Here is a 23156-nt window from a genome sequence, read left to right as displayed (position 1 = left end):
TCCTAACATCTACTGGTTTCTATCTCACACACATAATAATATTTTAACACATTTTACTATAAAATACCAATAATCCGGCAAAATCATAATCACTGAGTAAAATTTTATATATATAAATTATATTAATTAATTGTTTATCTATATATTAGCCAACTGAAAAACCATTTCAAAACTATGTCTGACTATACCTTTATCACCACAGAGGAACATTTTTTATTGCAGGACGCGCTGAAAAAGAACAAGCAACAGTTAACCAAGTTTGCTTTAATTGGTTTTGGTTTATTAATGGTAGCAGCTATCATTCCTCAAATCTATTTGTACACACATAACAAACTGGGCGATGCAGATGACTCCCTGCTGTCGTTTAAGAATTTCTGGTTCTGGATATGGTTGCTGAGCTTTGTAGTAGCTTTGGTATTTGCCCTGATCAAGGTGACAGATATCCGTTATTGGGCAATTAAAAAGGATCTTACCGCATTACAGAAAGGTACAGTGCAGGCGCCTATGGAAGCCGTTTACCTGGAAAACAACGATAGTCAGACCAACATTATGATATTGCTGGAAAATAAAAAGAAACGTTTGTTTTACTGGATGCGCGGAGCGCTGGAAGGTTACCGGGCCGGCCAGGAAGTAGAAATTACCTATGCAAGATATTCCCGTGTGATTATCAGTATCAGCAAGAAGTAGAGTTTATCTTGATCCAAATAAATAGCCCTCATGACAATGGATGTTGTAAGTTAACAAATAGCTTTCTTTGTCATGAAGGCTATATTGTTTACGGTTGGGAAATAAACCATATCTCCCAAATTTTACAGATTTTTGTATGCAAACATCTACATACAAAAATCTGTAAACTGCATCCATTATGAACCTGGCTCAATTTCAGGAATATTGCCTGGCCCTTCCCGGCGTAACGGAAGAATTCCCCTTCGGAGAGGAAACCCTTGTGTATAAAGTAAAAGGAAAAGTATTTGCCCTTGCTAATATCGAGGACTTTGGATCTGTTAATCTGAAATGCGATCCCGAGGAAGCTATTGAATTACGGGAACGATATGAAGGCGTGATTCCTGGCTATCACATGAATAAAAAGCACTGGAATACGGTAGATGTACATTCGGGCATTCCCAATAAACTGCTGCTGGAGTGGATCAAAAACTCGTATAACCTGGTAGTAGCCAGCCTGCCGAAAAAAGACCGGGAAAAGCTGGGACAATAACCATTCCCCACATAGACGGGGCTGTCCCCGTTTTTTTTATTACATTAGCCACCATCTAAATCTAAAAATACTGTTTATGAGAAAATGGCTGCTGCTGGCCTGCGCCGTGATGTTCCTGTTACCGGTTGCGTGTAAAGCCGTTAACCAGGACTCCCTCTGGATGTACGAACATTACACCAAGAAAGAAGTGTACATCACCATGCGCGACGGAGTAAAATTATTTACCTCCATTTACATGCCTAAAGATCAGTCTGAAAAGCACCCGATCTTAATGACCCGTACGCCCTATTCCTGCGCGCCCTACGGGGAAAATGCCTTTCGTCCTTTATACAAAAATCACTATAAAGAATACCTGAAAGAAGGCTATATTATGGTGATCCAGGATGTGAGAGGTACCTGGATGAGTGAGGGGAAATTTGTGAATGTCCGCCCTTTTAATCCTGCTAAAAAAGGGAAGAAAGATATCGATGAAGCCAGCGACACCTATGATACCATCGACTGGCTGGTAAAGAATATTACAGGCAACAACGGTAATGTGGGCGTTTTTGGGATTTCTTATCCAGGCTTCTATTCTACCATGGCTGCATTGAGCGGACATCCCGCATTGAAAGCGGTGAGCCCGCAGGCGCCCGTGACCGACTGGTTTATAGGCGATGACTTTCACCACAACGGTGCTTTCATGCTCACCGATGCCTTCTCTTTTTACACAGTTTTCGACCATCCGCATCCAAAACCTACCACAGAAGGGCCTAAAGGCATCACCTATTATACGCACGACAACTATAAGTACTACCTCGAAACCGGCGCTCTGCCCAACTTCTCCAAAATTATTGGGGACAGCGTTCCTTTCTGGAATGAAATGTATGCCCACCCTACTTACGACAGCTGGTGGAAAGCCCGTAACGTGCGTAATTTCCTCCAAAATGTAAAGCCCGTTATGCTGGAAGTAGGCGGCTTGTTTGATGCAGAAGATTGCTTTGGCGCCTGGAATACTTACAAAACGATAGAAGAAAAAAATCCGAATGCCAACAACCGCATTGTAATGGGTCCCTGGTACCACGGACAATGGGCTTCCAACGACGGTACTCACCTGGGCAATGTTCGCTTTGGCAGCAACACATCCGAATACTATGCTAACAATATTGAGATTCCTTTCTTTAACTACTACCTGAAAGGTAAAGGACAAGCCCCTGCTATTGCAGAAGCTACTGTCTTCTTTACCGGCGAAAACAATTGGAAACAACTGCCTAAATGGCCTCCGGCAGCTATGCAGGAAGCGCCTGTTTACCTACAGGAAAATGGCAAATTATCTTTCAGCAAGCCTTCTACCAGCAATAGCTTCAGCGAATACGTGAGTGATCCGGCCAAACCAGTACCTTATACCGAAGATGTACATTTTAACCGGACCATTAACTACATGACCGATGATCAGCGCTTTGCCGCCCGCAGGCCCGATGTAGCCGTTTTTGAAAGTGAAGCACTGGACCAGGACTTTACGCTGGCAGGTCCTGTGGTGGCCGACCTGGTAGCCAGCACCAGCACAACAGACGCCGATTTCGTAGTAAAAGTGATTGATGTATTCCCAGATGATTTTAAATATGAAGAAGCTGAAGCCAGTGAGCATCGTCGGATACCCTCTGCTACTTATCCCATGGGCGGTTACCAGATGCTGGTACGGGGTGATATCATGCGGGGCAAATTCCGCAACAGCTATGAAGCGCCGGAAGCATTTGTTCCTAATCAGCCCACCACGGTAAAGTTCACTCTGCCGGATGTAGCCCATACTTTCCAGAAGGGACATCGTATTATGATACAGGTGCAGAGCAGCTGGTTCCCACTGGCCGACCGCAATCCACAGCAGTTCATGGATATCTATAAGGCTACTGATAAGGACTTTAAAAAAGCTACCATCCGCATCTATCATGATGCACAGCATCCCTCCAACGTAATACTGCCTGTAGTCAAATAATAACAGGTCTTTTAGCATGCTGTGGCGGATAGCCGTAGCATGCCAAAAAACCTGGCCGGCCCAGCGGTATCAGGTAAAATATTAACTTGCACTTTCTTAAAAACCCTTATTTTACTTATTATTTCGATAATCATTCATTTATGTACAAAAAATACCTGTTTATAGGTGCGCTGGGATGCTTGTCTGTTCAAGGTTTCAGTCAAACCAAACCTACACCGAAGAAACCAGTGGCCAAACCTGCCGCCGTTAAAGCCCCGGTATTGAAAACACGCCTGGATACCGTGAGCTACGGTATAGGTGTTAGCATTGCCGAAAACCTGAAAGCACAGGGATTGGAGAATATTAATACTGCTATATTAGCACAAGCCATACAAGCGGCCCTGAAAAATCAAACATCATTACTGCCAAAAGATCAAATAGATATGAGCATTAGTAACTATCTGCAACAGCTCAAAGCTGAGAAAGCAAGCAAAAACCGCGAAGCAGGACTGAAATTCCTGGCGGAAAATAAAGTGAAACCGGGCGTTGTAACGCTTCCTGATGGCTTACAGTACCAGATTTTGAAAGAAGGTAATGGTCCTAAGCCTACCATCAATGATAAAGTAAAAACACATTACCATGGTACTTTAATTGACGGTACTGTATTCGATAGTTCTGTAGAGAGAGGTCAACCTATTTCTTTCCCGGTGAGCGGCGTGATTAAGGGTTGGACAGAAGCACTGCAATTAATGCCGGTAGGTTCTAAATGGCGCCTGTTCATTCCTTCTGAGCTAGCATATGGCGACCGTGGCGCTGGCCCTAAAATTGGCCCGGGAGCGGCGTTGGTTTTTGATGTAGAATTGCTCGCGATCGAACAATAGTAATAATATCCGGCTTTCTGTATGCAGAAAGCCGGATATTTATATTTAAAAGCCTGTAGCTGTCCATACACGGGGCCTGCGCTGTTCCAGCAGCATAAAATCTGCCAGTACTATGGCGGTCACCGCTTCCAGTACCACGGGTACGCGGAGCGCGATACAAAGATCATGGCGACCTTTTACGCTGAATGTTTCCACTTCTCCACTTTTAATATTCAGTGTCTGTTGTTCTTTAGGTGTGCTGGAAGTAGGCTTAACCGCAATCCTGAACACCAGTGGATTGCCATTGGAAATTCCTCCTACTACTCCACCAGCATGGTTGGTAGCTGTTTTACCGGTTTTATCAAGGATCGCATCGTTATGTTCCAGGCCTTTCATTTTGGCGGCAGCAAAGCCGGCGCCGAATTCAATGCCTTTAATCGCCGGGATGGCAAACACTGCATGCGCAAGTGCTGATTCCAATGAGTCAAAGAAAGGCTCTCCTAAACCGATGGGAAGTCCCTCTACTACACATTCCACGATACCACCTACTGAATCTTTAGCGGCTATAGCGGCCTCTAATCCTTCCTCAGCATTAGTATATCCTCCCACCTCTGTAATGGTGGCATTTACCTGAATATTGCTGCCTAAAATTTTCTTGGCAATCACCCCTGCCGCTACCAGGTTTAAGGTAAGACGGCCGCTGAAATGTCCGCCGCCACGGTAATCTTCGAAGCCGCCGAATTTTTCGGTGGCTACAAAGTCGGCATGGCCGGGACGGGGAAATTCACGCAGCTTTTCATAATCTGCGCTACGTGTATTGTTATTTTCAAAAAGTATCGTTACCGGGGCACCGGTAGTATGATCATTAAATACGCCGGATTTAATAAAGGGAAGGTCTTCCTCTTTACGGGGAGTGGTCCCTCTTGACCCGCCTTTGCGGCGTTCCAGGTCGGCTAAAAAGTCTTCCTGCTTCAACGGAATACCTGCTGGTATCCCATCTATATTTACGCCTACACTGGCGCCATGCGATTCTCCAAAAACGTTGACCCTGAATAATCTGCCAAAACTGTTCACACGCTGATGATTTAAAGTGAAAAAACAGCATCCTGCTTTGAACTGTCAATGCAGGGTGCCTGCTGCTAAATTACGCCAGGATAGCTACCTTACCACCTAATAATGCGAGGTGATCATAAAACTCCGGGTAAGATTTATTGATCGCTTCCGCATTTTCAATGACTACCGGTCCATCTGCCGTGAGGGCAGCTACGGCGCAAGCCATGGCAATACGGTGGTCGTTGTGGGAATGTACCGTAGCGCCTTTAATACCAGTGCCACCATGTACGAGCATGATATCTCCCTGCAGATCGATCTGAATACCCATCTTTCCAAACTCTTCCTGTAATGTTATACCACGGTCACTTTCTTTATGGGCCAGGCGGCTTACGCCCTTTATTTTCGTAGTGCCGTTACAGTTAGCTGCCAATGCAACTAAAGGAGGGAACAGATCCGGGCAATCAGTGGCATCTATTTCAAATGCCCTGAGGCCACCTTTTTCTATATTTACGGTAAATACGCCCGACATGATATGCGCACCTGCTTTTTCCAGCGCTTCCAGGATGGCTTTATCAGACTGCGCCGAGGCTACATTGAGGTGCTGCACCTCTGCTTTACCAGCTACCGCTGCTGCTACGAGCAGGAAAGCGGCGCCGCTCCAGTCGCCCTCCACCGTATAGTCGCAAGGCTTATAGGCCTGCTTCTTTCCAAAATGGAATGTTTCAAAATTCTTTTCTTCCACCTGTACACCAAAATGTGCCATCAGTTGCAGGGTTAACGCAATGTATGGTTTGCTTTTCAGGTCTTTTACGGTGATGGTAGCATTTTCTGCCGCGGCCCCATAAGCCATGAGCAAACCGGTCAGGAACTGGGAGCTTAAGGAACCATCGATGGTAATATCTTTAGGCTGTAGTGGACCTTGTATATGCAGTGGCAATTTACCTTCCCGGGTACTGCATTTTACGTCCAGCTGCGGTAACACTTCTTCGAAGAAGTTCATCGGGCGGGTAGTTAAACTGCCATGTCCTTCAATCGTGATAGCCAGGGAAGACAGCGCTGCGATGGGGGTAAACATACGGATACCTAACCCTGATTCGCCGCAATTGATTTCATCATAAAACGGTTGTACACCGTTGCTGGTGATTTCAAAATAATCGTGCTCCCTTTTAATTTTAGCGCCCAGATTTTCGGCTACTTCCAGGGCTGCCAGGCAATCATTGCTCAGGCCCGGATTACGGATGATAGAAGTCCCTTTAGCCAGCAAAGCTGCTGCTACTGCGCGTTGCATAGCGCTCTTGGAGGGATTGGCCGTAACGGTGCCTTTAATGATAGCTGGTGATACAGTAACTTGCATATGTATATTCGTCCGCCTTTAAATGAATTAGAAATTTTTTTACAACTCCTGCAGTAACTGTTTCAGTTCTGCAATGGGTACCGGCATTGTAGTCGCCTTTCCTATCTCTTCCAGTAATACAAAATGTATTACGTCTTTCTCCCGCTTTTTGTCAAGTTTGAAAATATCAAACACAGCTTCTTTATCTGACGTAAATGCAACCGGCAATTGATAGTCGTTGATTAACCGTATCAGGCGTGTTGTCTGATCTGCAGGCAGGTTCATCAGCTTTTCTGAAAAACGGGTGGCTGCCACCATGCCAATAGCTACTGCTTTACCATGTGCGATATGCTCCAGTTTCTCCACTGCATGTCCCAGGGTATGACCGAAGTTCAACCAGCGACGGGGACCGTTTTCCAGCTCATCTTCAAGTACCACCTTTGTTTTTGCAGCCACTGACTTTTCCACCAGGTATTCCAGTACGGCTACATCACGCGATAACGCCTTGTCTTTGTTCTTTTCGAGATAATCAAACAGCGCTGCATCCATGATACAGGCATATTTGATGATTTCGGCAAAACCGTTATGCCATTCTTCCGCAGGCATGGTTAACGGCAACGTATAATCGAACAGGATAAAAGCTGGTTGACGGATAATACCCAGCAGGTTTTTATGTTTACCGTGGCTCACCCCGTTTTTACCACCGATAGAAGCGTCTACCTGGGCCAGTAAGGTAGTAGGTACAAAGCCGAAGGGAATGCCGCGCATGTAAATGCTGGCTGCAAATCCGGCTACATCTGTGATCATACCGCCACCGATGCCTACCAGCGTAGTTTTGCGGTCGGCTTCATATGCGGTGAGTCCGTCGATGATCCTTTCTACCGTTGCCATGTTCTTCACTTCTTCGCCTGCCGGTACCACGATTTTTTTCCAGTTATGGAGATGATGACCGTGATGTCGTTCCACATTTTCATCTATGACCAGTACCGCCCTGTTCGGGTCTACGTGGTTGCCCAGTTGCAACAGGCTTTCGCCTAAGAAGTAGGTAGTTTCCTGTTGTTGAAACTGGTGGGTTTGTTTTTGCATGTAGCAATTTGCTTTTAGCATTCAGGAAAATGGCTGCGCCTAAGGCTGCCGATGGTAAAGGCCGGCAGCCAGAGGCTAACAGCTGTATAGCTATTTTTCTTCGTTCATCACCTTATTCTGGCGGTTGATGGACTCCAGGTGCACAGCATCGAAATATTTCAGGATGAATTCTTTGGTCAGGCCCAATTTTTCACCTTTCGCGATGTTGCGGTCCAGGATTTCATTCCAGCGGTTTGTTTGCAGGATGGTAATGTTATTTTCCTTTTTGTACATCCCAATTTTTTCTGCAATCTTCATACGATTACCCAGCAGCAGCATGATTTCATCATCTACCTGGTTGATCTGCGCGCGCAGTTTTTCCAGGGCGGAGTTGAAATCTTTTTTATCAGAATGTTCTCTTCTCCAGGTAATACCGTCCAGGAGTTCAGCCAGTTTTTCAGGGGTTACCTGCTGTTTGGCATCGCTCCATGCATTATCAGGATCAACGTGTGTTTCCAGCATCAGACCATCGTAATCCAGGTCGATCGCTTCCTGGGATACTTCCTGCAGGATATCGCGGCGGCCGGAGATATGGGAAGGATCGCAGATCATAGGCAGCTCAGGCATGCGGCGTTTCAGCTCAATAGCCAGGTGCCACATGGGCGCGTTACGGTATTGTGTATTACCGTAGCTGGAAAATCCGCGGTGGATTAAACCTACTTTAGAGATACCTGCTTTCTGGATTCTTTCTACTGCACCAATCCACAGTTCGAGATCCGGATTGATAGGATTCTTAATTAATACAGTCGTATCCACACCTCTCAAGGCATCAGCTACTTCCTGTACAGAGAATGGGTTTACGGTAGTACGTGCGCCTACCCACAAAATATCCACGCCAAAGTGCAGCGCGTCTTCTACCTGTTTGGCAGTAGCTACTTCTACCGCTAAAGGTAAACCGGTTAACTCGCGGGCTTTCTGAAGCCATGCCAGCCCCTTGGTGCCGATACCTTCGAAAGAACCGGGACGGGTACGTGGCTTCCAGATACCGGCGCGTAATACGTCTACTTTACCTGTTTTTTGCAGGGCCAATGCGGTGGCTAATACCTGCTCTTCGGTTTCTGCACTGCAGGGTCCGGAAATGATCAGCGGCTTTTTATCGGAAGACGGATCAGAGAATTTGGTTTTGGATAATATTTGTTCCATTGTCTGTACCATAGTATTGAAGTTAAGTAGATTATCAGAATTTAGTTATTTCAGGATCTTCCTGATTTTATTGGATTTTTGAATCAATTTATAAAACGCGTCGTAGTCTTCTTCTTCCAGCAACGATTTCATCTGTTGTAACTGGCTGATATGCTCATCCAGTACATCGAGTACATTATTACGGTTATGTTTGAAAATAGGCACCCACATATCGGGAGAGCTTTTAGCCAGGCGCACGGTAGATTCGAAACCACCGCTGGCCAGTTCAAAAATGCGGCCCGATTCTTTTTCTTTTTTCAACACCGTCAACGCCAGTGCAAAAGAGGTAATGTGAGAAATGTGAGATACATAGGCAGTGTGCAGGTCATGCTCTTCTCCGTTCATATATACAGTGCGCATCTGCAACTGGTCTACCATATTTTCCACGAGTTCCAGGGCATCTTCATCGCTGTTTTTTACATCGCACAACACCATCGTTTTATGTACGAACAGGTTGCGTACAGCAGCATCAGGGCCGGAATACTCGGTGCCGGCCATCGGGTGAGCCGCCACGAAGCGCCCCCTGTTAGGATGACCGGCAACGAGTTGCAGTATTTTTTCTTTAGTAGAACCTACGTCCATAATTACCTGGTTAGGACGTACTTTATCCATCATCCCTGGCAGGGCCTTCAGCAGGGCATCTACCGGGATAGCCAGTATCACCAGGTCGGAACGAAGCATGGCTTCATCCAGGGTTGCTTTTTCATCGATAATATTCAGATCCAGCGCTCTTTGCAAATGCGCCTCGTTCTGATCTACCCCGATGATTCGCTCTGCAACGCCTTTTTCTTTCAGCGTGATGGCGAGCGACCCACCTATTAAACCTGTTCCTATTATTGTTGCAATCATTTTACGTTTGTTTTGATGCGATCTATCGCTTCCTGGAAAACTTTTTCCTCCTGGCACAGGCTCACCCTGATATAGCCGTTGCCGTTACTGCCGAATATACCTCCAGGCGTAATAAATACGCGGGCTTTCTGCAGTATCTCATCCGTTAGCGTATAGCCATTATCGATAGTATCCGGAATTTTCGCCCATACAAACATTCCTACCTGGTTTTTATCGAAAGTGCAGTGCAGCAGCTCCAGCAAGGCAAATACTTTTTCCCTGCGGGCACGGTAAATGCTGTTCAGATTATCGTACCAGTCTTTTCCCAGCTGCAAAGCCTTCACTGCGGCCATCTGCATAGGTTGAAACATGCCGGAGTCCATATTACTTTTAAAGCGCAATACCTGTGCAATCAGCTCTGCCTTTCCAACGAGCATGCCTATACGCCATCCTGCCATGTTAGATGATTTACTGAGCGAGTTCAATTCCAGTACTACGTCCTTTGCTCCTTCAAACTGTAACAGGCTTTCTGGTTGCTCGTTCAGGATGAAGCTATAGGGATTATCGTGACAGATCAGTATCTGGTGACGTTTGGCAAATGCGATCAGTTTAGCGGCAAACTCCCGGTTAAACTTAGCGCCGGTAGGCATATGCGGATAGTTTACCCACATCAGTTTTACACGGCTCAGGTCTGTTTGCTCCAGGGCATCGAGGTCCGGTAACCAGCTATTTTCCGCTACCAGGTCGTAATCCACTACGGTAGCACCGCTCAGGCTTACGGCAGAGCGGTAAGTAGGATATCCCGGGTTAGGGATTAATGCTTCATCGCCTTCCTGCAGGTAGGTCATACAGATGTGCATAATGCCTTCCTTGGAACCTATCAGCGGCAATACTTCCGTATCAGGGTTCAGTGTTACCTGGTAGTATTGCTGATACCAGTCGGCCATGGCCTTGCGGAGTGCAGGAATGCCTTTGTACCCCTGGTAGTTATGAGTATTAGGCAAAGCGGCATTTTCGTTTAATGCAGCCACCACTGCAGGATGAGGAGGCAGATCCGGGCTACCGATACCCAGGTTTATTACCCTGGTACCTGTTTGGTTCATTTCCTCAATTTCCCTGAGCTTTTTGGAGAAGTAGTATTCTTCTGTGCCTTGTAATCTTTTAGCAACCTGTATCTGCATAAAACTGATTAATGTGTTTTTCCTTTTTTGTAAATACCCAATACTTTCAGGTGTTCTGTCAGCGGTGCAATTTTCTCCAATGCTTTTTCGAAATGTGCGGCATTGTCGAATTCCATATCTGCGTGGAAGTAATAGTTCCATTCTTTGGCTGGGATAGGGAAAGATTGCAGTTTAGACAGGTTAATACCGGCAACGGCGATTTGCGTTAATACCTTGGCAAGGCTACCGCGATCGTGGCTGGTTTGAAAATATACAGAGGCTTTATTGGCATCTTCCGCTGTGGCAACCGGTGTACGTGATACCGCGAGGAAGCGGGTATAATTATTTTTATTGGTATGGATATTAGGCGCGATGATGTCGAGTTCGAAGATTTCTGCGGCCAGTTTACCTGCAATAGCGGCGGTGCTTTTCAGCTTTTTCTGGCGTACATGTTTGGCACTGAGAGCGGTATCTTCTGTTTCCACCAGTTTGATATGCGGGTATTTTTCCAGGAAATCCATACACTGTAACAAGGCCATGGGATGAGAATGTACTTCCCGGAGATCTTCCATCGTCTGGCCAGGCAATACCATCAGGTGTTGGTTGATCTGCAGGTAAGTTTCACCGATGATGTGCAGACCGGAGTTTTTGATGAGACTGTAGTTAGGGAGGATACTGCCGGCGATAGAATTTTCAATGGCCATGATACCTGCATCTACATCGGGCTGTTGTTTTGTTTTCTTCACCAGCTCAGCAAAAGACGCACAGCATTCGATATCTATCTGCTTACCGAAATATCCCTGGGCGGCAACCTGGTGGAAACATCCTTCAAATCCCTGTATGGCAATTTTCATGTGTATGTGATTGATTTTTGATTTATTTATAGTTGCTGTAGCAACTAGCTATTTAAAACAGAAAGGGCCCCATCCGTGGGACCCTTTGCGCTGTACTTTTATGACTAAGTATGTTATTGCAAACGAGTCCCCTGCTTCTTCGCATAAAAGAAGTAAGAGAAGTAATAAAAAAAGTTGTTGTTTGACGTTGATAACATATACTATACTGTCTGTGTGTTAATGCGATTAAAAAAGGCCTTCCGTTTACCGGAAGGCCTCTTGTAGTATCTTTTATTTTTATACAAACGACCTTCCTATTTCTGGTGCCAGAAATAATAAAAGCCAAAAAAACCGAAAGTCGCTTGTAGTTTCATCTGAATTGTTATTCTCTATGAGTGTAGAACAAAAATACGGCACGATTTTAATTATCCAAGGGGTAATATCAAAAAATATACTTTTTTCAATAATAAAGACCATTTATTGAATAACTTTCAAAAAAACATATTTTCGTAGTCAAGCGGGCACAAAAAAACCGTCCTGGCCAAGCCGGGACGGTCATTTATTAAAACCTAAAGGTTTAATTATTTGTGAGCAGCAACTGAATCTACTTTCTTAGCAGCAGAATCAACAACAGCGTTAGCAGCTTTAGCAGCAGAATCAACTACGTTAGTAGCAGCTTTAGCAGCAGAATCGATAGTGTTACCAGCAGCAGTTGCAGTTGAGTCAGTAGCGTTTTCAGTTTTAGCACCGCCACCGCAAGCTACAGCGAAGATACCGAAAGACAGAGCTAAGAAACCGATTTTAATTACGTTCTTCATGATACAATTATTTAAGTTGTTTTTGAATGATTTAACCTTTATACCCGGGTCACCTAAAAGGTAACCCAAAGTTTTAAAAATATTTTTTTTCGGTACTTTGGGTTACCAAATGCCTAATAACTGTATTAAGAGTGAAGCAACATCAAGACATAACAAGAGACAGGGAATTATTGCTGGGACTGGCAAAAGGTGAGGATAAGTCATTGGAAATCATCTATTCTGAGAATTTTCCGGTGGTATTAAGAATGATCCTGCAACACAATGGCTCCGAAGATGATGCCAAGGATATTTTCCAGGAGGCCATTATAGTCTTATATGAAAAGGTACAAAACAACGACTTTACATTAAGCAGCCGGCTTAAAACCTTTCTTTATTCGGTTTGTCGCCATCTCTGGTTAAAAAAAGTACAACGTACTTACGGATTATACAGTCTATCACCCGAACTGGAGGAAGTGATTCCCGCCACGGAAGAACTGGAAGCACATCAGGCCAAGGATCAGGAGTTCCGGATTATGGAAGGGGCCATGAGCAATATTGGTCAGCCCTGCCAGGCAATCCTGGAAGATTATTACCTGCATAAAAGATCTATGCAGGAAATAGCAGAGAAGTTTGGATATACCAACGCCGAAAATGCGAAAAATCAGAAGTACAAATGCCTCATGCGTTTGAAGAAGTTATTTTTTGATCAGTACAACACATCATTATAAGCAGAAAGCAGCCATGAAAGAGGAAATGAGTTTATTACGTGACATTGAGCGTTACCTGGAAGGGGAAATGAGCGAACAGGAAAAAACTGCTTTCGAAGAATTACGCCGTACTAATTCCTTGATTAACAAACAGGTAGAAGAACATCAGTTATTTCTCCTGCACCTTGGTAACTATGGACAACGGCAGCAATTACAAGCTAAACTAAATAGGATCCATCAGCAACTGGATATGCCTGCCTTGCGCCAACAAGCCCAGGAAAGCAACCAGGCCGCCAAACGCTTGTCTATACGCCGCAGAACCATTACCAATCTGGCTGCTGCCGCCTGTATTGCCCTCGTTACGTCCCTGTCGACCATCGCCGTGATTCAAAATGTAACCCGGAACAAGTCCACCGCACAATATGAAGATGTAAGACGGGTGTTGAATAACATTCAACGTTCCCAGAATGCATTGATCAATGATATCAACAGCAAGAGTAAAGCACCATTAAACCCAGGCACTTACGGAGGTACTGGCTTTGCCGTATCCGGCAACGGTTATATCGTTACCAACTACCATGTAGTAGCGGGCGCCGACTCTGTATATGTACAAAATACCAGGGGCGAAGCGTTTAAAGCAGTCAGCGTATTTGAAGATATTTCCAGTGACCTGGCCGTATTAAAAATCGCGGATTCTACTTTTAAAAGCCAGCCACTCCCTTATGCTTTGAAACCCCAAAGCGTAAAAATCGGGGAAGAGGTATTTACCATGGGCTTCCCGAGGGATGAAATTGTATATGGCAAGGGGTATATCAGCGCTAAAACAGGTTTTAACGGAGATACTACCGCTTACCAGGTATCTATCCCGGTAAATCCGGGCAACAGTGGCGCTCCCCTGCTCGACAGTAAAGGAGATGTAGTGGGTATCGTTACCGGCAAGCAAACTACCTCAGATGGTATTGCCTTTGCCGTAAAGTCTGCCCACCTGAAACACCTGCTCGATGAAATGCCTAAAGACAAACAACCCCATAAAGACTGGAACCATAAAAGCCACCTGGAAGGTATGAACAGGGTGGACCAGATCAAAAAAGTGGAGGAGTTTGTATACATGGTAAAGGTGTATAACTAAGCGAATTAATTAGTATTCGGCATAAAGCTATTGAGGCGAATGAACTTAGCGGATAACTTCCGCATTGTTCATTCGCCTCAGTGGCTTTTATAGGTATTGTGTATCTTATCAGTGACCCTGTTTTACCCAGGCTTTGTACTTATCTGTGATCCAGTAAAGCAGGTCGTTGTTGGCGAGCGCCCTCATGGTACTATAATCCGGGTAATTATCTCTCATAAATAAATGCAGAGAGTCGCCTGTTAAGCCGGTTACTTTGTTGACCAATAACGGCGTGAAACGGGAATCGATGAATTTTTGTTTTTCCATCTCTTCGTAATTCTTTTTGAACTGCCGCTTTTGCTTCTCCTTTTTTGAAAAACGGGTAATGGGACTTACTACAATACCTGCTCCTACCGGAGTGCTGCCACCTGCCAGCGGCTGATCAGGCAAATCCAGTATATAACCATATTGCTGGCGTCTTTCCATAGAATCGCGCTGGTAAGGTGTGTATTGAGAGGTTACCTCTACGCCTTTCAGGAATTTCCCGGCAGGTTCCATGATAATATTGGTTGTTTGCGTACCGGAAGACTGGCCCACAATCAGGGTATCAGGCTTATAGCCCACAAAAGTAAATACCAGGCGATCATTACGGGAAGCGGATATTTTATAAAACCCACCCTGATCAGACAAGGAACGTTTTCCTGAACTGATATTGCTGATCGTGGCATAAGGCAACACCAGTTTATTACTGTCCGAGATCATCCCGGTAACAGTTACCTGTGCCTGTACCAACGGAGCAAATGCCATACTGAGTATACCTCCTAGCGCTATGGCGCGTAATAAAACCTTCATATAAGTATAATAATTTGACTGCTGAACCCTCTCCTCTCTTACAAACATATCTCTATAGACATTGTTCATATCCTTTATGAAAGTACAAATTAAACGAAATGCGGCCGTGTTAAAAAAGAAAAATCCTTCTGCCTGTTGACAGAAGGATTCAAATATTTTTGCTGATAGTTGTTACAGCGACACTTGTATACGCGTATCGAAAACTTTACTTTCGCCAGCAGCCAGCTGAACCAGCCCAACGCCATTATTAAAAGCATCGGGCGCACCACTAAGGTTTTCCACCGCAATGCTGGTGCGGTGAGGCGGAATATAGATCTGTAAAATCGGGTAACTATTGCCCGGGTAAAACGCAATACGGATGTTTTTCTTTGGATCGCGGATAGTAGCCAACGGTTGAGATTGGCCATTATCCAGCACAAAGGAATTATCCAGCTCCACTCCTTTCAGCAACTTACCCTGTACAAATTCGGTATAAGGTAACAGCTTCCCGGTAGGCAGCAGGTTGTCATTGAATTCCACGATTTCTTTGGACGCGAAAGTCAGCTCCAGTTCATCTACATGTGTGCCAGTGGTGAAATAGGGATGCCATCCATCGACAACAGGAATGGTGTGCCCGTTTTTATTCACAATGGTAGTAGTTACCTGCAACTCGTTGTTAGCACGCAGAGTATATTTCGCGATACAATCATATGCAAATGGATACCCTGCATCATCTGTTTGTTTAAAATGATGGGTGAGGGTAACCGCTGCATGCTCATCATCGGTAACCTGTGCGGTAACGGTAAAAGGTGCATCGTACAACAGGCCATGGATCGCGTTGCCGGGTGCCAGTGTCTTCTGGATGCTGTAAGATTTGCCTTCCCAGATATATTGGGCATCTTTCATCCGGCAGGCGTAAGGGCTTAATTTCACACTTTTAAAGCTGGTGCGGAGATTTGCTTCCAGGTCGGCTACATCTTTATAGCTATCTATCAGGTTGAGTTTGCCCTGCGAGTGTTTCACCTTGAACGCGTGCAACAGTGCACCACAAGAAGGAATTATTTCTACCTGCGTTCCTGCAACATGATCCTGGAGCGCTATAATATCAAATCCTGCCTCTTGAAAGGAATGGATGCCAAATTTCATTGTTCAATATTTTGAGTTCCAGACAAAATAGTAAAATTTTATCTCGCAAAGAAGTTAAGAAGTAAAGGGGCAAAACAATTTACAAGAGATAAAATATTCTTTGCTTCTTTGCTCCTTAGCGTCTTTGCGAGAGCGCTTTTGCGGGACAATTAATTAAATACTTGCATTGATCAGGTTTTCCAGCCATTCCTGTTTACCGCTGATTTGCTTAGGCTCTCCGTTGGCTACAGCAAAATTGCGGAGGTCTTCCAGGGTCAGTTTACCGGCTTCGAATTCCTGGCCTTTTCCGCTGTTAAAAGATGCATAGCGGTCGTGGCGGAACTGTTTATAAGGCGTGTCATTCAGTACCTTTTCCGCAACAATGGCTGCGCGGGCAAATGTATCGATACCGCCTATGTGTGCGTGGAAAATATCTTCAAGGTCAGTGGAATTGCGACGGGTTTTGGCATCGAAGTTTACGCCGCCACCGGCAAATCCGCCTGCTTCCAGGATAACCAGCATGCTTTCAATGAGGTCGTTGAGATTAGTCGGGAACTGGTCGGTATCCCAGCCATTCTGTGCGTCGCCGCGGTTGGCATCAATGCTACCCAGCATACCTGCATTGGCGGCTACCTGTAATTCGTGCTGGAAGGTATGCCCGGCCAGGGTAGCGTGGTTTACTTCCAGGTTCAGCTTAAAATCTTTATCAAGTCCGTATTGCCGGAGGAAACCTATCACTGTAGCGGCGTCATAGTCGTATTGGTGCTTGGTAGGTTCGCAGGGTTTAGGCTCAATAAAGAAAGTACCTTTAAAGCCCTGTGCCCGTGCATAATCGCGGGCCATCCCCAGGAAGCGACCCAGGTGTTCCTGTTCGCGTTTCATGTCGGTATTCAGCAAGGTCATATATCCTTCACGACCGCCCCAGAATACATAGTTTTCGCCACCCAGCGCAATGGTAGCGTCCAGGGAGTTTTTCACCTGTGTGCCGGCATAGGCCAATACCGCAAAATCAGGGTTAGTAGCAGCACCATTCATGTAACGGGGATTGCTGAAAACATTGGCAGTACCCCATAACAACTTTACGCCGCTGGCTTGTTGTTTTTGTTTGGCGTAGGCAACAATTTGCTGCATACGGCTTTCATATTCTGCTATGTTAGCGCCTTCATCTACCAGGTCTATATCATGGAAGCAATAATATGGCAGGCCCATTTTCGTAATAAATTCAAATGCGGCGTCCATTTTGTCTTTGGCGCTCTGGTTAGCATCAGTAGCGGTAAGCCAGGGGAAATGCTTGGTACCGGGGCCAAAAGGATCCCCACCGGTGCCGCAGAAGGTATGCCAGTAGGATACTGCAAAGCGAAACAGTTCCTTCATGGATTTACCGGCAATAAGGCGGTTTTCATCGTACCACTTATAAGCCAGCGGATTGTCTGACTGCGGTCCTTCAAATTTTATTTTACCAATTCCTTTAAAGTATTCCGTGTTTCCTAATGTAATACTCATAACTAATGTGGTTTTTAAATGCGTGTACTTATATGTTTCCGTTTATTGCAATAAAGTACGAAGTCCATTTAGCCAGTCGCCATATACATCACGGTATTGCGACTGTAGGGCAGCATTGGGTTCTATTACAGAAAGACATTCCATACCGCGGAAGGCATCGGCAGCATTTACGTACCCGGCGCCGATAGCAGCCCCCCGGGCAGCACCGGCGGCACCATCTGTGTTATATAATTCTATTACCACGTTTGCTGTATTGGCAAAGGCTTCCCGGAAAAGGGGACTGAGGAACATGTTGGCGTGTCCGGCTCTTACGCGATGGATATTCAGATCCATTTCCGCCATGATATCCATACCGTAGTTGAGCCCGAATACAATGCCTTCCTGCACGGCCCGCATCATATGTGCGCGCTGGTGGCGATTGAAGTTCAGGTGGCTAACGGTGGCGCCTATACTCTTGTTTTCCAGTATACGCTCTGCCCCGTTGCCGAAAGGAAATACCTGTAAGCCTGCGGCGCCAATGGGCGCCTGGGCGGCCAGCTGGTTCATGTCGGGATAGGTGATATCTCCTACCAGGTTTTTGAGCCAGCTGTTGGCAATGCCGGTACCGTTGAGGCACATGAGCACACCATTCCTGGTATGAGCGGGGTCGTTATTGACGTGTACAAATGTGTTGACACGGCTCTTTTTATCGAAGCTGTTTTTATCATGTACAGCGTATACGACACCGGAAGTTCCCGCGGTGGTAGCGGCCTCGCCGGGTTGCAGTACATTCAGGGAAAAAGCATTATTGGGCTGATCGCCGGCACGATAAGTTACCGGGGTACCGGCTGTGAGGCCCAGTGTGGCAGCAGCGCCGGCAGTGAGCTGCCCCTGTACACCGAAAGTAGGTACAATGGCGGATAGCAGCTGCTCATCAATATTGTAATATTTCAGCAATGCGGCATCTACCCTGTTTTCCGTAAAGTCCCAGAAAGTACCTTCTGATAACCCGGATATTGTAGTAGCGGCTTCGCCTGTGAGTTTCATGGCAATGAAGTCGCCGGGCAGCATTACTTTATGAATACGTTCGTAGAGGTGAGGCTCATTTTCCTGTATCCAACGGAGTTTGGAAGCGGTGAAGTTACCGGGAGAATTGAGAAGATGAGAAAGGCAATAGGTTTCGCCCATGTTTTTAAAGGCGGAATTACCAATGTCAACGGCGCGGCTGTCGCACCAAATGATAGCAGGTCTTAATACCTGCTGGTTTTTATCCACACATACCAGTCCGTGCATCTGGTAGGCGATACCAATACCTTTGATCTGTTCGGGATCTACGGCAAAGCGGCTCAGCAACAGACCTGTTGCCCGGATGATTTCCTGCCACCAGCTTTCGGGATCTTGCTCGGCCCAGCTGGGATGCGGCACATCTATGGCCATTTCTTTTTCAGGGCAGGTAGCAGAGGCTACACAAACACCAGTATCAGCATTCAATAAAGCTGCCTTGATAGAGGATGACCCAATATCATATCCTATAAAGTACATAACGTGAAGATTAGCAATAAAACCGGATATTTCATGGCTGCTGTAGGCAACCATGAAATATCCGGGTAACAAAATAAAATATTCTTACCAGAAAACTGTATACAATGCTATTAATATTCCTACAATCAACAGGGCGCCCACCGTGAATCCCATATTGGGTTTGAACATGCTGCTGTCGATCGCCAGTCCTTTTGGATTATTGACACTGGATTTATCTGTCAGGGTAATAATGATCATACCCACTACACACACTACAAACACCAGTCCCATACGATCGATGAAGGCCATTTCCCAAAGACCACTATCCGGGTTCAGGGCTGCAAAACCAATCTGGTGCAGTGGCTCCAGGTTTACCCATGCTGGCAGGAATTTGAGTATGAAGGAAAGCAGTAAGCCGCCGATCATGGCAAACATAGCTGCGTTGGAGGTAGTCCGTTTCCAGAAGAAGCCCAGGGCAAACATGGCGAATACACCCGGAGATACGAAGCCGGTATACTCCTGGATAAACTGAAAGCCACCCTTCTTATCGATACCCAGGAAGTTGGAGATCACGATCGCAATAATCATGGTAATAATTACCACTGCACGCCCTACGCCTACGACCTTCTTTTCGTCTGCATCTTTGTTATAAATCTTCTTATAGATATCCAGGGAGAAAATGGTAGAAATACTATTGGCTTTACCTGCCAGGGACGCTACTACCGCTGCTGTTAATGCAGCAAATGCCAGTCCTTTCAGTCCTACCGGCAGGAGGTTGAGCAACACGGGGTAAGCGTTGTCTGCATTCAGGGAGCCATCTTTCATCATAGACTGTGCAAAGTCGCCATGGTTTTGGGAATACAGCACATATGCCGCAATGCCGGGCAATACCACGATAACAGGCATCAGGAGTTTGAGGAAGCCGGCAAAAAGCAGACCGCTGCGGGCAGTCTTCAAATCGGCGCCCAGGGCGCGTTGCGTAATATATTGGTTACAACCCCAGTAGTTCAGGTTTACGATCCACATACCGCCAATCAATACGCTCAGGCCAGGCAGGTCGAGGTATTTAGGATTCTCTTTATGCAGGATCATGTGGAAATGTTCGCTGGCATGTTGTGTCATCAGGGAGAAGCCTTTCAGCACACCGGTGGTACCAAAGTGCGAAGACACCAGTTGCAACGCCAGGTAGGTAGTAGCCAAACCTCCCAATATCAGGAAGAACACCTGGATAACATCGGTGTAGCCGATTACCTTCATACCTCCCAGGGTAATGAGAATGGCGAAGAAGGCCAAAGCCACCATACACACGTAGAAGTTGATGCCTGAAATAGTAGATACCGCCAGGGCTCCCAGGTAAAGGATGGAGGTGAGGTTTACCACTACGTACAGCAATAACCAGAACACCGCCATGATGGTACTTACCGTTTGATTATACCTGCGTTCCAGGAACTGAGGCATGGTATAAATCTTATTCTTCAGGTAAATAGGCAGGAAAAATACCGCTACAACAATCAATGTGGCTGCTGCCATCCATTCATAGGTAGAAATAGCCAACCCGATATTAAAACCGTTTCCGGACATCCCGATAAATTGTTCCGCGGAAATGTTGGAAGCAATCAGGGATGCACCAATAGCCCACCAGGTGAGTGAACCTTCGGCCAGGAAAAAGTCCTTTGAATCCGTGGTAGCCTTCTTTTTCTTGCGATAGATGTAGTAACCATAGCCGGCTACTATTACGAAATATACCAGGAATACCAGGTAGTCAAAGATGTGTAAGGATTTTGTTTGCATAACGTTTCAAACGTGGTTATAAAAAATTTAGCGGATCAATATACATAATAAATGTAAAAAATACGCTTACTGGTACTTTTTTTAACAATGAAAAATAAAACCGCGACGGCCGTCGCGGTTTTTTCCGGCATTAAAACTATACATTTTAATTTCTTCTCCTAGTTTCTTTCAAAAAAAAGAAACAATTGATACCCCTTACGTACACAAAAAGTGCCGTTGGCAGTACTATATTTCTTCCAAAGCCATGACTGCCAGCTTATCACCGATGATAGATCCAATGGCAACCCCCATACCTCCCATGCGCACGCCGATGATCACATTTTTCGTGTGTGCCTTTACGATAGGTTGCCGGGTACTGCCAAAGGCCATGATACCGGTCCACCGGTCGGCAATAGCCACTTCCCTGCCAGGAAGGATAGTGGTTCGCAACAATACTTCGAGTTCGTGCTGTATGCGGTCGTTGAAGTGGAAGTCCGTAGAGGTTTCGCCGGCGAAATCCAGTTGACGGCCACCTCCCAGGAGTACGCGGCCATCCAGTTCCCGGAAATAGTAGTAGCCTTCTTCAAAATGGAAAATGCCTTTAAAGGGCAGGTCCTTTACCGGCGCCGTGATCAGCACCTGTCCCCTACCGGGCGTGATTTCTTCTTCCGGCAGCAGTTTTTTTGTAAAGGCATTGGTACATACCAGCACTTTACGGGCAGAGAAAATAATATCTTCTTTCAGGGTATGATGAGGTACTACTACGTTGACGCCAGTATGAAAATCATCGATATGGGTGACTGCGCAACCGGTTTTAATTTCGATGCCAGCGGCGATGGCGGTATCGATCAGGGCGCGCATCATGTGGCCGGTATGCAGCTCTCCTTCAAAATTGTTGCGTACCAGGGCTTTTACATATTTGCGTTCGAAGCCGAAAGGACCTAAATGATCGTTGGCCCGTTCGAAGGCCGGTTGGTGACTGAAAAGGGCGCCCAATATGCGGTTTACTTCGTCCAATTGTTCCAGGGCCCATTCCTGGCGGGGACCAATTAGTTCAAAACTTCCGTTTTCGTGATAATTGATAGCCTTATCACCCAGGCGCTGACGCAGGAGGCGCAGGCCTGCATAGCGCAGGTTGACCAGGTTCAGTACTGATTCCACCGGCATGGTTTGGAGGTCGGCCAGTATTTCGGTGAGACTGCCGAGGCAGGCAAAGCCCGCATTTTTTGTGCTGGCGCCGGTAGGTAGTACTTCCCGCTCCAGCACCATGATACGGCTCTGCGGGGCTCTTTCCTTCAGGCTAATGGCGGTAGACAGGCCCACAATTCCACTGCCTATAATGATATAGTCGTATTGCAGGAGGCTTTGCTTTTCCCAATAACTGAGCATAATATTTATTTAAACGGCTCCAACAGAGCCGCCATCCACCCTGAATATTCCGCCGGTGATGAATGAAGCCTGGTCCGACGCCAGGAAGGCCACCATGGCGCCGGTTTCTTCCGGGAGGCCCGGCCTTCTGAGTACCTGGTAAGGGCGATTTTCTTTGAGAAAGTCCCTGGCAGCATCTTCTTCCGAAATACCTTTTTCCTTTGCCCGCGCAGCCAGCATATCATCTACCAGCGGAGTCTTGATAAATGCCGGAGATACAGTATTCACCAGGATATTGTCTTTACCATAGTTCATGGAAAGCGTTTTGGAATAGTTATTCAGGGCTGCTTTGGTAGCATTATAATGGCCCATGTTAGGATCGGGTTGTTCCCCGTTTTCTGACGAAATATTAATAATGCGGCCACCTCCCTGTTTCTTCATATGAGGAATAACCAGCTGGGTGAGTGCTACCAGGCCAAAGAAATTAATATCAAAGATATTCCGCCATTGCGCCATGCTAATGGTATCCAGTGGGCCGAAGGCATCAATTCCTCCGGCATTGTTGACGAGGATATCTATATGTCCCAGACGTTGTATGGTACTGGAGACCAGTTGTTCGAGGTCGGCTTCCTTTGCCATATCTGCTACTGTGGCCAGCACATCATGGCCTTGCAGGCGGAACATGGCGGCGGTATCTTCCAGTTCATCTGCATTGCGGGCCGTAATTACCACGGTGGCGCCTTCCGCCAGCAGAACGGCGGCAATTCCTTTACCAATGCCTTTGCTGCCACCGGTAACGATGGCTACTTTTCCTTTCAGATTAAGTTCCATAACAATATGATTTAAAGTGGACTTTTACGCTATCCGGATATAAGTTATCGAAAAAAGTAAAAAGGCCCTACTTCTGAG

At 46.1% G+C, this 23156-nt stretch carries 21 protein-coding genes; 6 read left to right on the top strand and 15 right to left on the bottom strand.

All coding sequences use genetic code 11. The features are described 5' to 3' along the window. Window positions 1–174 precede the first annotated feature (174 nt). The 4 genes from HGH90_RS24390 to HGH90_RS24375 all read left to right on the top strand — a co-directional run bounded on the left by HGH90_RS24390 (window position 175) and on the right by HGH90_RS24375 (window position 4045). Window positions 175–687, top strand: a complete 513-nt coding sequence (locus tag HGH90_RS24390) for a hypothetical protein (RefSeq protein WP_168766337.1) — start codon at window positions 175–177, stop codon at window positions 685–687. A 178-nt stretch (window positions 688–865) separates the two neighbouring features. Continuing rightward, window positions 866–1216 carry an MmcQ/YjbR family DNA-binding protein gene (locus HGH90_RS24385; RefSeq protein ID WP_168741372.1) on the top strand — a complete coding sequence of 117 codons (351 nt, stop codon included), beginning with the start codon at window positions 866–868 and terminating at the stop codon, window positions 1214–1216. A 76-nt stretch (window positions 1217–1292) separates the two neighbouring features. Further along, entirely contained in the window at window positions 1293–3185 is a 1893-nt protein-coding gene (locus HGH90_RS24380) for a CocE/NonD family hydrolase (protein ID WP_169192076.1), read from the top strand. 140 nt (window positions 3186–3325) lie between these two features. Further along, window positions 3326–4045 carry an FKBP-type peptidyl-prolyl cis-trans isomerase gene (locus HGH90_RS24375; RefSeq protein WP_168766335.1) on the top strand — a complete coding sequence of 240 codons (720 nt, stop codon included), beginning with the start codon at window positions 3326–3328 and terminating at the stop codon, window positions 4043–4045. A gap of 45 nt (window positions 4046–4090) precedes the next feature. Here the strand turns inward: HGH90_RS24375 and HGH90_RS24370 are convergent, their stop codons facing one another. The 8 genes from HGH90_RS24370 to HGH90_RS24335 all read right to left on the bottom strand — a co-directional run bounded on the left by HGH90_RS24370 (window position 4091) and on the right by HGH90_RS24335 (window position 12356). Further along, window positions 4091–5098 (bottom strand): chorismate synthase, encoded by a 1008-nt coding sequence (locus HGH90_RS24370; protein ID WP_168766334.1) that lies wholly within the window; start codon window positions 5096–5098, stop codon window positions 4091–4093. Window positions 5099–5168: 70 nt separating this feature from the next. Beyond that, window positions 5169–6431: a 3-phosphoshikimate 1-carboxyvinyltransferase gene (gene aroA / locus HGH90_RS24365; protein ID WP_168766333.1), complete on the bottom strand. Its 1263-nt coding sequence runs from the start codon at window positions 6429–6431 to the stop codon at window positions 5169–5171. Between the two features lie 39 nt (window positions 6432–6470). Further along, entirely contained in the window at window positions 6471–7496 is a 1026-nt protein-coding gene (gene aroB / locus HGH90_RS24360; protein ID WP_169192075.1) for a 3-dehydroquinate synthase, read from the bottom strand. A gap of 90 nt (window positions 7497–7586) precedes the next feature. After that, a complete protein-coding gene (locus HGH90_RS24355) occupies window positions 7587–8690 on the bottom strand; it encodes a chorismate mutase (RefSeq protein ID WP_247651830.1) in 1104 nt (367 codons plus the stop codon). Between the two features lie 33 nt (window positions 8691–8723). Further along, window positions 8724–9566 (bottom strand): prephenate dehydrogenase, encoded by an 843-nt coding sequence (locus HGH90_RS24350; protein WP_168766331.1) that lies wholly within the window; start codon window positions 9564–9566, stop codon window positions 8724–8726. Continuing rightward, window positions 9563–10726: a pyridoxal phosphate-dependent aminotransferase gene (locus tag HGH90_RS24345; protein ID WP_168766330.1), complete on the bottom strand. Its 1164-nt coding sequence runs from the start codon at window positions 10724–10726 to the stop codon at window positions 9563–9565. Before HGH90_RS24345 ends, HGH90_RS24350 begins: the two co-directional genes overlap by 4 nt. An 8-nt stretch (window positions 10727–10734) precedes the next feature. Then, window positions 10735–11559: a prephenate dehydratase gene (locus HGH90_RS24340; protein ID WP_168766329.1), complete on the bottom strand. Its 825-nt coding sequence runs from the start codon at window positions 11557–11559 to the stop codon at window positions 10735–10737. Between the two features lie 560 nt (window positions 11560–12119). Beyond that, window positions 12120–12356, bottom strand: a complete 237-nt coding sequence (locus HGH90_RS24335; protein ID WP_168766328.1) for a hypothetical protein — start codon at window positions 12354–12356, stop codon at window positions 12120–12122. A gap of 131 nt (window positions 12357–12487) precedes the next feature. Between HGH90_RS24335 and HGH90_RS24330 the strand changes: the two genes are divergently transcribed. After that, window positions 12488–13063 carry an RNA polymerase sigma factor gene (locus tag HGH90_RS24330; RefSeq protein ID WP_145672037.1) on the top strand — a complete coding sequence of 192 codons (576 nt, stop codon included), beginning with the start codon at window positions 12488–12490 and terminating at the stop codon, window positions 13061–13063. After that, window positions 13038–14171: a S1C family serine protease gene (locus HGH90_RS24325; RefSeq protein ID WP_168766327.1), complete on the top strand. Its 1134-nt coding sequence runs from the start codon at window positions 13038–13040 to the stop codon at window positions 14169–14171. The genes HGH90_RS24330 and HGH90_RS24325 overlap by 26 nt, the downstream gene beginning before the upstream one ends. A gap of 108 nt (window positions 14172–14279) precedes the next feature. Here HGH90_RS24325 and HGH90_RS24320 read toward each other — a convergent pair whose 3' ends face one another. From HGH90_RS24320 to HGH90_RS24290, 7 genes are all read right to left on the bottom strand, one after another. Next, window positions 14280–15002, bottom strand: a complete 723-nt coding sequence (locus tag HGH90_RS24320) for a carboxypeptidase-like regulatory domain-containing protein (protein WP_168766326.1) — start codon at window positions 15000–15002, stop codon at window positions 14280–14282. Window positions 15003–15173: 171 nt separating this feature from the next. Then, window positions 15174–16127: an aldose 1-epimerase gene (locus tag HGH90_RS24315; protein ID WP_169192074.1), complete on the bottom strand. Its 954-nt coding sequence runs from the start codon at window positions 16125–16127 to the stop codon at window positions 15174–15176. Between the two features lie 153 nt (window positions 16128–16280). After that, window positions 16281–17609 carry a xylose isomerase gene (gene xylA, locus HGH90_RS24310; RefSeq protein WP_168766324.1) on the bottom strand — a complete coding sequence of 443 codons (1329 nt, stop codon included), beginning with the start codon at window positions 17607–17609 and terminating at the stop codon, window positions 16281–16283. A gap of 42 nt (window positions 17610–17651) precedes the next feature. Further along, window positions 17652–19130: a xylulokinase gene (locus HGH90_RS24305; protein ID WP_169192073.1), complete on the bottom strand. Its 1479-nt coding sequence runs from the start codon at window positions 19128–19130 to the stop codon at window positions 17652–17654. A gap of 84 nt (window positions 19131–19214) precedes the next feature. After that, window positions 19215–20900 (bottom strand): sodium/sugar symporter, encoded by a 1686-nt coding sequence (locus HGH90_RS24300; protein ID WP_168766322.1) that lies wholly within the window; start codon window positions 20898–20900, stop codon window positions 19215–19217. A gap of 225 nt (window positions 20901–21125) precedes the next feature. After that, a complete protein-coding gene (locus HGH90_RS24295) occupies window positions 21126–22268 on the bottom strand; it encodes an NAD(P)/FAD-dependent oxidoreductase (RefSeq protein WP_169192072.1) in 1143 nt (380 codons plus the stop codon). Window positions 22269–22277: 9 nt separating this feature from the next. Continuing rightward, entirely contained in the window at window positions 22278–23078 is an 801-nt protein-coding gene (locus HGH90_RS24290) for an SDR family NAD(P)-dependent oxidoreductase (RefSeq protein ID WP_168766320.1), read from the bottom strand. Between the last annotated feature and the right edge of the window lie 78 nt (window positions 23079–23156).

It is taken from the genome of Chitinophaga sp. Ak27, from assembly GCF_012726295.1.
Taxonomy (GTDB): domain Bacteria; phylum Bacteroidota; class Bacteroidia; order Chitinophagales; family Chitinophagaceae; genus Chitinophaga.
The sequence above is the reverse complement of the archived record's forward strand: the minus strand, read 5'-3'. Positions and strand labels throughout refer to the sequence as shown.